The organism is Coleofasciculus sp. E1-EBD-02, assembly GCF_040218245.1.
Lineage (GTDB): Bacteria > Cyanobacteriota > Cyanobacteriia > Cyanobacteriales > Coleofasciculaceae > Coleofasciculus.
In genome coordinates this window covers 20,987-30,395 of sequence record NZ_JAVJQN010000121.1, presented here as the reverse complement: position 1 = coordinate 30,395, position 9,409 = coordinate 20,987, and the positions used below count along the sequence as shown (strand labels likewise).

The following is a 9,409-nucleotide window of genomic DNA, read 5'->3' as shown; positions in this document are numbered from 1 at the left end:
GCGAGTTCGTTATCGACAAGAAAAGGAGGTCAACCCGATTGGATTACTGCACACCGATTCACCGTAAGGATGGTTATAGCTATGCATTTTGATTAGGTTTGCGTAGATGTCTATAGAGATTTGGTTACAGTTCTTTACCCCGCAAGACCTCACCCTTCGGGTAGAATAACTGTAACTAAATTCTTGGACAAACCCTGATGAACGTAGCATCTTGCGGAAGTTGGGATTCCCACAACCCTAATCGGGAGATAAGTGTGCAGGAGGATGTCACGTCAGTAATGGACGGTTCCCTTTCAACATCGATTAATGATTCCTGGCTGTCTCAATCCCAAGATGATTTAATCTTTATGCTACTACAAGACAAGCGATCTCCCCAAACACGGGCGGCTTATAAAAAAGACTTGAGAAACTTCTTTTTTGTAGTAGCTAATACCCCCGAACCAACACCACAGATTGTCGTTGAGTTTTTATCCTTGGATAGGTTTGCGGCTGTGTCTTTGGTGCTTAAATATAAGGCTTTTCTGTTAGAGCAGGGGTTGATGCCAGCAACCGTCAATAGGCGATTGGCGGCGGTTAAGTCTTTGGTGAAGTTTGCCCGGAAGATAGGACGCTGTAGCTATAGCCTGGAAGATATCGAGGGGGAAAGAAATCGAGCCTATCGGGATACTACGGGTATTGATATCAAGGCGTTTAAGCGGGTTTTGATGGAGTGCGATCGCTCGACCAAAAAGGGATTGAGAGATTATGCTATCCTACACCTGCTCTGGTCTAATGCGCTAAGGCGTAGTGAGGTCGTGAATCTTGATGTTAAGGACTTTGAGCCAAATAATAAGACGCTGACTATCCTGGGTAAAGGTCAAGCCTCACGAGAGGTTATTAATATCTCAGAAGCGACGACACAAGCAATCCTGGCTTGGTTAAATGAGCGAAATGGCGTTGACCCTAACGCGCCTTTATTTGTGGCAGTGAGTTATAACAAACGCGGCAACCGCTTAACGGGTGAGGCACTGCGGCAATTGGTTTGTCTTTATTGCAAAAAGGCAGGGATAAGTAAACAGATGAGTCCTCATCGCATCCGACATTCCAGTATTACCCATGCTTTAGATATTACGGGGGATGTCCGCAAAGTCCAGCGGTTGAGTCGCCATGTCAAGCTGGAAACTCTGATGATTTACGATGATAATCGCCAGGATATACAGGGGGAGGTATCTGAGCTTTTGTCCGATGCTTTGGAATGACACTCCCATCGCCACGCATAATTGGCAGATGAACCAAGGGTGTCGAACCCCTTGGTTCATCATTTACGCTGTGCATAAGCCATTACTCCTTCTGATTAACTCAACTTTACTGGGGGCAAATTGACCTATACGTTTCCAGGTATAGTCACAAACAGAAATACTCTTAGTTTTCTGTGTCTTGGTGTAACCGCCAACATAGCCAATATAGATTCTTCCAGCTTTCTCGGCTCTTACTAAATCACCGACCCTAAGACCAAACGGCGTGATAGTTCCACCTTTGCGCTTTCTCGTTCCTGATTTGTCCGGCACTTCAAAGTGCAATTGGCGACGGAAAAAACCGTATTCCTTGCCCCGCTTCACTGCGCCAGGGCGAGTGATAATCCGGAATGGTGATGACGTAACTTTGACGCTACCTCGCCAAACATAGCCATGAGAATTAACATCAACATAACGAGAAAATATCTAAATCTGACCATCTGCCAATAGCCTTGCCTTCCTTAACCCACCGTCTAGCCCTGGACGGTTTAGTGGGCATTAGCGGTTTTCCTTCTTTACTGACTACCGGAACACGAATCATGGATATAATCCTCTCGCGTAAAGTACAACGTCTCTTCAGGCATTGATAGAGGTGTGTCCTGGATTTACCCAGTTCCCAAAGATTCTTGAGCCTACATTTAAGCCGAACTAGAGAAGTGTCCGGCAGTGATTATCCCCTACCAACTCATGCCCTATTCATGTACAGACCGTCCATGGAAGGTCTCTACTGCCAGGTTATCTCTGGCAATCCGCGTCTTCACGAAGTAAGGCGCGGTTCATGAACCCAACTCCGGATTGACCTATAGAAGTTCTGTATCAAGTAGTTGAAGTCCTCTCTCGGCGTCAACTACCACACACGAACCCTTCGGGTACAGTGTGAGCTGAGCATTTAACCTGAGGACATTGCGAAAAACGGGGTGGCATTTCATAACGCGGCATTTTATCACAAGACTCAAGACTCCAACTAATGAAACGCTTTCTTCGTAAGGCACCCTACCATCTACCTTTGAGTAATCGAAATTCACACCGACACAATCGTCGCTTTACTCAACCCAAATTCCCCTCGACAATAATAAACCGCTTCCAGCGAAAATCTCTAATCCTACTGTTATTACTCGGCTTCACGCTTCCCCTTGCCTTGACCACCACCTTGGCTCAGGCTCAGAGTAATGCCCCAGCTTCCCCCGCTATCACCCCCTCGACTGAGACGTATCGGGAAGGCGCGATTGATGAGAAGAAAGAACGCTCCAGCCAAGAGTTTGATCTACCATCACCGCCCCCTAAAGCGCCACAGGTTAAGGCAGCGCCCCAAGGCGACCCTTATGTCTTAGAATTCAACCGTAGCCCAGTCGTCGGCTCTCGCTTCAGCTTGCGGGGTATCTATGACGAAGCACGGCTGGGATTTACCCGTCCCCGCCAATGGAAGCTCAAATCTGTCAAAGCTCTGATTCGCTATCGCCATTCCCCGGCTCTCTATGCGACTCGCTCTAATCTGACTGTGATGATTAATGGGGCGAGTATCGGCAGTATTCCACTCAGCCAAGAGGAGGGCGAAATTGGTAATGCGGTATTTGATGTGCCGCTATCACAACTCCAGAACTATAACCAAATTACCATTGCCGCCCTACAAAATAATTCTCCCACTTGTACCCAAGACCCTTATGACCCTTCTCTATGGACAGAGATTCTGCCCGATTCTAAAATCACCTTTGACTACGAACCCCAACCGATTGCCCTAGACTTTAATCGCTATCCCTACCCCATCTTTGACGAACTCAGCTTAGAACCCAATCAGATTACTTACCTTTTGCCGTCTAAAGTAGACCAGGCGTGGCTTACGGCAACCAGTCGCTTCCAAGCGTCTTTAGGTCGGATTGCTGATTACCGCCGCCTGAATACTCGCCTGGTTAAAACGGTTGACGATGTAAAGTTAACTGAGCAGTTAGTCATTATTGGTACTCCAGAACAGCAGAGCGCCTTGAAGTCCCTGGCGTTGCCCATGCCAATCAAGGATAATCAAATTCTGGATGAGAAGGAGAAAGCGTTACCACCTGATGTTGGGGTATTGATGCTGACAACTACCCCAGAAGATGTCGCCCCGGTGCTAGTGGCAACGGGTAATGGCGAAGCAGGGGTGAAGAAAGCTATCCAGTTTTTGGTGCAGTCCAAAGACCAAAAGATTGGCACAGGTCAAACTGTTTTAGTCAAAGACCTAGATGCTGTACCTTCCCCGCCGCCCCGTGATTGGCCCGGCTATTTGCCCCTGGCAGAGGAATTTGAACTGTCTGACCTGACAAATCGCAGCGGTCAGCCTTTTGAAGATATAACGGTTCGGGGTTCTGATTCGCCACCGATTGAATTTGACTTTCGGGCTTTACCCGATGACCGGTTTGAGTCAGGGAACTCCATGACTCTGGTTTACAGCTATGGACCGCAAATTAATGCCAAAACGTCCTTAGTGGAAGTGAAGCTCGATGATGTCGCACTGATTGGCAAACGGCTCACGTCTATCAATGGTGGCACTCGTGAGACCCTGAAAATTGACTTGCCGGGAGACCGAATCAAACCGACCTCAAAAATCCAGGTCGATTTCCGTCTGGATGCGCGGGAACGGCGTTCCTGTAGCAAGGTAACTGACCAACAGCTTTGGGGTACATTGCATAACGATACCAGTTTTAAACTGAACCGGACAACGGCGGTTCAACTCCCTGACCTAAAACTGGTCACCTTGGGTTATCCCTTTGCCGCACCTCAGGATTTGTCCCAGATGGCAATGGTTCTGCCCAAGACTCCCTCACCCAGCGATGTGATGACGGCGTTGGAATTTAGTGCCAGATTGGGACGATTGACTAAGGCAGAATCGGTTCAATTTACGGTTTACACTGCCGATATGTTGCCACAAGAGGTACGTGAAGAATACCATCTAGTAGGGGTTGGCATCGAAAAGGATTTTCCTTTCCCAGAGGTTTTTACAGCAGGTGGCTTTGAACTGAGGGACACCCTGACGCGCCAGTTAGATGAAAGCGAGATTCAGGCGTCTCCTGATAATGATGGCGTTGTCAAGGAAATTATGTCTCCTTGGAATGACGAACGGGTGCTACTGGCTCTTGCTGCTCAAACGGACAAAGGTCTTGAACAAGTGCAGGATTTGTTAAAAAACGATCCTTTATTCTTCCAAATTCAGGATGATACTGTCCTGATTAGTGCCAATGAACAAGGCGCTGATGCTTATAGTCCAAATGCTTACAACCTTGATTTTTTCAAGCAACAACCGCTTGTAAGCGTGGAAAAAACGCCGCTGCCTAACCGAGTTCTCCGACTGTTGGGGACAAGTTGGTTCCTGTTGGGACCCGCTTTGGTGGCAGCAACGCTGATCCTTTACGCCCTTGTCCAGCTCTATCTTAAGCGGGTTGCTGGTCAGGAGAAATGATGGTTTGTCATTTGTCATTTGTCCTTTGTTGTTTGTCCATGACTAATTAATAACCAATAACTAATTTCCCATAACCAATGACCAATGACTAACTCCCAATGACGAGTCCATCCTCAAAAAGTAAGTCCAAGCTCAGTCGTACACGCTTTTGGATTTCGCCACAAAAGCGTGAACAATTAACCCATTGGTTGGTAGACCACCTACCGCACGCCTTTGACCAATTTTTTCAGTGGCTTTCTAACAATCAGATCCTCTTACTAATTGGGTCACTGGTGTTATTGCTACATCCCTTAATCACGGCTCGTCCGGCTATCTGGCAACAAGCCTTGGTTACTGCCATGCTGCTGGCGGTGGGTCGTCTTGCCCTACAGATGGAAGGACAAAAGCCTACTAAAAAAAAGAGTGAGTATATTCACTTATTTTTAGTGTTACTGAGTCTAGTCACCACGGTGCGCTATCTCTATTACCGGGTTAACTATACCCTGAATCTGGATGACTGGCTCAATGGCATATTCAGTTTATTGTTATTTGTGGCGGAACTTTACGCTATTCTGACTCTTGTTCTTGCCTATTTTCAAACGCTCAAAATTAAAGACCGCCAACCTGTTGACCTTTCCCTGTATCCTGAAGAGCAGTGGCCCAAGGTTGATATTTATATTCCGACGTATAACGAAGATGTGGAAATTGTCCGCAAAACGACGCTGTGCGCTCTCGCTATTGATTATCCTGCGGACAAAAAAAAGGTGTATGTTTTAGATGATGGCAGAGCCGAAAAGTATAAAGCCCGTCGCGCTGAGTTACGCCAAACCTGTGAGGAACTGGGCGCAATTATGTTGACGCGGGATAATAATGACCATGCTAAAGCTGGGAATATTAATACGGCGTTTCGCCGGACAACGGGCGATTTGGTGTTAATTCTTGATTGTGACCACATGCCCGTCAAACAATTTTTGAAGCATACGGTTGGCTTCTTTTTTGATCCCCAAGTGGCTTTTGTCCAGACGCCTCACTGGTTCTTTAACCCTGACCCGTTTGAGCGGAATTTGTTAACTAAGGGTAAGATTCCGGTGGGGAATGAGTTGTTTTATAAGGTACTGCAAAAGGGGAATGATTTTTGGAATGCGGCGTTCTTTTGTGGTTCGGCGGCGGTCATTCGTAAAGAGTATGCGCTGCAAATCGGTGGGATTGCGACGGAAACGGTGACGGAGGACTGTCACACGGCTTTCCGGCTGCATTCGCTGGGGTATAAGTCGTTCTATTATGACAAGATTATGGTCGCGGGTTTAGCGCCGGAGAAGTTTTCGGCTTATGTGGGTCAACAAGTGCGTTGGGCGCGGGGTATGGCTCAGATTCTGCGCTTGGAGAATCCGCTGATTAACCCGAAACTGAATTTGACGATTCCTCAGCGGATTTGTTATTTCAGTGCGACATCGCATTTTTTCTATGGCTATCCCCGTCTGATGTATGCTCTGGCGCCGCCGCTGTTTTTGTTGTTTGGGATTAATTCGGTTAAAGGTTTGGGGCTAGAAACTCTATGTTATGCGCTGCCTCACATTATTTTGTCGATGCAGACGAATCATATTCCTTATAAGCATGTGCGTTTTTCGTTCTGGAATGAGATTTTTGAGTTTGCGATGTCATTCCAGGCGGGGATTGTTACGCTTTTGGCTGTCGTGAATCCCGGACTGGGGTCGTTTAATGTGACCGATAAAGGGCTTTCGGTGACGAAGCGCAGCTTTGATTTTGAGTCGGTGCGGTATCTGGTGATTGTCAGTGCGATCGCTTCGGCATCTTTGCTTACTTTACCGTTTTGGTTAATTCTTAGTCCAGAAGATACTCAGGCGGTTCTAATTAATGCTCTGTGGTGTATTTTTAATTTGTTTTTGCTATTAGCAGCGGTGCTGGTGGCATTCGAGCAACCCCAACTTCGGCGGGCGCACCGTCTACAACGGAAGTTGACCGCGATTATTCATAGTGGGGGTAGCAGTTGGACGGGTGAGACGATTGATGTGAGTGAAACCGGTGCCCAGATTCTGCTGGATGAGTGGCCCAATATTCCGGATGAAGTCAAGATTGAGTTGGTGGGAGATTACGGGGCGCGGGTGTTACTGAATGCTCGGGTACTGCGGGCGATGGCGACGAGTAAACTTCAGGCGAAGATTTTTGTTGATTTTATCAGTCTTAGCCGTACTCAAATTGATGATTTGACGTTGGTGATTTTTTCGGATGTGAAGGAGTGGTTTTCCCAAAGCCGTGTGGAGGAGGATAATCCTTGGGAATCCCTGAAGTTTATTGTGACTTCGATTAAGCGCGTCTTTGTGGAATTCCGTCCGGCGATTGCGGAGAAGATGGGTGTCAAAAGTACAGTACGGAAACAAGTTCAGGCTGTGGCGCAGCTTTACTGGGATGGGTGGGAAGGTCATTCGTATACGGCTAGAGTGATGGAAATCGGGACTCAGGATTTAAGATTGGAATTCGATGAACACCATATTTTGAATCTAGAAACCATGCAGCAAACTCGACCGCTGATTGGTTTACTGGTGAGTCAAGAGAAAAATGCCCCTCAGCCTCAGAGTTTGTTGGCTCAGGTGGAAATGATCGAAGAGTTGGTGCCAACGCCGACTGGAGGGCGATTGGAACAGGTTACTAATGCACCGACTTACCGAATTGCTATGGAGTTAAGTTTTCCGGAATCATTAAAACGGCAGCAGCAACCCAAAATTCAACGGCTTTTGAAAACACTTGAATAAATTAAATTCGAGAAATATTTAGTATAGTTTAATATTTATAGCAACCGCTGGCATCGGTTAGGACACATCAGAATTTAGTCGAGACTTCTAGGGAACGTCTCTACCACAGTTCCTTTGTCCTAAGCTATGTGTCCACGGCTCGATTATCTGGAGTTTTTACTCAAAAAAAAATACCCAGCTTAACCCTCGAAAATATTTTAATTATTCTCGCTGTAGATAGAAATAAGTTCTCCCATAATTTCTTTATATATTTTTCGATTATTTTATCATCGCTTTACCTTGTTTATAATAAAATTCTGTTAAGATAATGAATAAGAAGTGCTGGATTTGTAAATCTACCCTTAACTGGAGATTTTTTTGTTACCAGAGGATGTATTCCCGCTTTTAAGGCAAGCCTCTATCTCTTTAAATTTGAGATAAAGTGAACCTCTCTAAGCGTGACAATGCCAGCAGATCTCCATGTTATTATGGACTATTGATAGACACTCTGACCAATGCTTTTTGGTGCTTAGTGAGCTAATTTTATAGCCAGAGAATAAAAGAGTCAAGCCTGCTCCCCTTAGGTGCGATTTTTTTATCACCCATTCATTCCAGGATGCAGCTACTCCCTGAAGAGAAAAACTTTTCCATTGCCCGGATTGCCAGGGAACAGGGATAAAAATGCAAAAAGATTCAATAAGCCTGAATTGTTGGTTATTGCTGCTCAAGAAGAGTATTTTTCGGCAACCGGAAGCTCTTTCTTAACCTTGAAATGATCTTTCTCGTGGCAACGTGATTCTCAAGAGAGGAAAGTACTTTGTAAGGGCGTGAGTCAACAATTCTAGTTGCGACGATTGGATGAGACCCAGGTAGATACACATGAACACCGTTTCTATGGCTAGCTATAGATCTTCCCAAAGGCTAAACCCGCTCTCGTTATTAGCACAATTATCTAGTCGTCAGGCTAATGGTTGTTTACAAATATCGAGTGGATCTGTTTCTTGGTCAATCCATCTAGAACAGGGTAAACTAATCTATGCTTCAGATTCAGTTGATCCATTCGAGCGACTTGACCGCCATTTGCGTCAGCTTTCTCGTGAAATTCCGACACTTGTTAGTGCTGTTCGGGTTCAGGTTCGCTTGCTATTTGAATCTGATTTAGAGAGTCAGTCGAGTCAAAATCCGGATTACCAAGCGATTAACTGGTTAGTCAATCAACAGTATCTCACCTCAGCCCAAGCTGCAACTCTCATCGAAGAGTTAGCGGAAGAAGTCATTCGTTCGCTGCTTCCGGTTAGAGAAGGAACTTACCAATTAATTCCTCAAGATAATTTTGAGGATTTGCCTAAGTTCTGTCGCATTGAGCTACGAACATTGGTTGAACGCTGTCACGAACAATTGCGACGCCAGCAGTCTTCAGAATCCGTTAATGCGGCGTCTAGCACTCCGGCTAATGCTTCGGCTCAAACGAGTACTCCGGCTAAGTTAGAGTTAATTCAAAAACCTAACCAAAATTTAGCTAATAAATCGGCTAATACGAGCGGCGCGGCGGGTGCAACTCAAACTACTGCCAAGAAGAAAACTACCTACACAATTGCTTGTATTGATGATAGTACAACGGTCTTGAATGCGATTAATTCTTTTTTGGATGATAAAAGCTTCTCGGTGGTGATGATTAATGACCCAGTAAGGGCATTAATGCAGGTTGTCCGGATTAAGCCTGACCTGATTTTGCTGGATGTGGAAATGCCTAATTTAGATGGCTATGAATTATGTTCTCTGTTGCGGAAGCATTCGCTGTTTAAGACAACTCCCATCATCATGGTAACGGGTCATACTGGGTTTCTAGACCGAGCTAAGGCGAAGTTAGTCCGGGCATCGGGCTACTTGACTAAACCGTTTAACCAATCCGAATTACTAAAGATGGTGTTTAAACACTTATCTTAGTTCAGGAGTATCACGAATAGATTTTTTTG

General features: G+C 45.8%; 4 protein-coding genes and 1 pseudogene. 4 read left to right on the top strand and 1 reads right to left on the bottom strand.

Translation table 11 applies throughout. The features are described from left to right. The first annotated feature begins 197 nt into the window (after positions 1-197). Complete coding sequence (locus tag RIC07_RS19575) at positions 198-1,238, top strand: tyrosine-type recombinase/integrase (protein WP_446395981.1); 1,041 nt, start codon at positions 198-200, stop codon at positions 1,236-1,238. Between the two features lie 454 nt (positions 1,239-1,692). Here the strand turns inward: RIC07_RS19575 and RIC07_RS19570 are convergent. After that, positions 1,693-1,815, bottom strand: a pseudogene (locus RIC07_RS19570) (RRXRR domain-containing protein); the annotation flags it as partial. A gap of 465 nt (positions 1,816-2,280) precedes the next feature. Between RIC07_RS19570 and RIC07_RS19565 the strand changes: the two are divergent. The 3 genes from RIC07_RS19565 (at position 2,281) to RIC07_RS19555 (ending at position 9,380) form a co-directional block, all read left to right on the top strand. Further along, positions 2,281-4,704 (top strand): cellulose biosynthesis cyclic di-GMP-binding regulatory protein BcsB, encoded by a 2,424-nt coding sequence (locus tag RIC07_RS19565; protein ID WP_446395980.1) that lies wholly within the window; start codon positions 2,281-2,283, stop codon positions 4,702-4,704. Between the two features lie 98 nt (positions 4,705-4,802). Beyond that, entirely contained in the window at positions 4,803-7,454 is a 2,652-nt protein-coding gene (locus RIC07_RS19560) for a glycosyltransferase (protein WP_446395979.1), read from the top strand. Between the two features lie 858 nt (positions 7,455-8,312). After that, complete coding sequence (locus RIC07_RS19555; protein WP_446395978.1) at positions 8,313-9,380, top strand: response regulator; 1,068 nt, start codon at positions 8,313-8,315, stop codon at positions 9,378-9,380. The last annotated feature ends 29 nt before the right edge of the window (positions 9,381-9,409 follow it).

Excerpts from the sequence above, each read along its gene's own strand:
- RIC07_RS19555 (WP_446395978.1), top strand. The coding sequence starts at position 8,313 with ATGAACACCGTTTCTATGGCTAGCTATAGATCTTCCCAAAGGCTAAAC.
- RIC07_RS19560 (WP_446395979.1), top strand. The coding sequence starts at position 4,803 with ATGACGAGTCCATCCTCAAAAAGTAAGTCCAAGCTCAGTCGTACACGC.
- RIC07_RS19575 (WP_446395981.1), top strand. The coding sequence starts at position 198 with ATGAACGTAGCATCTTGCGGAAGTTGGGATTCCCACAACCCTAATCGG.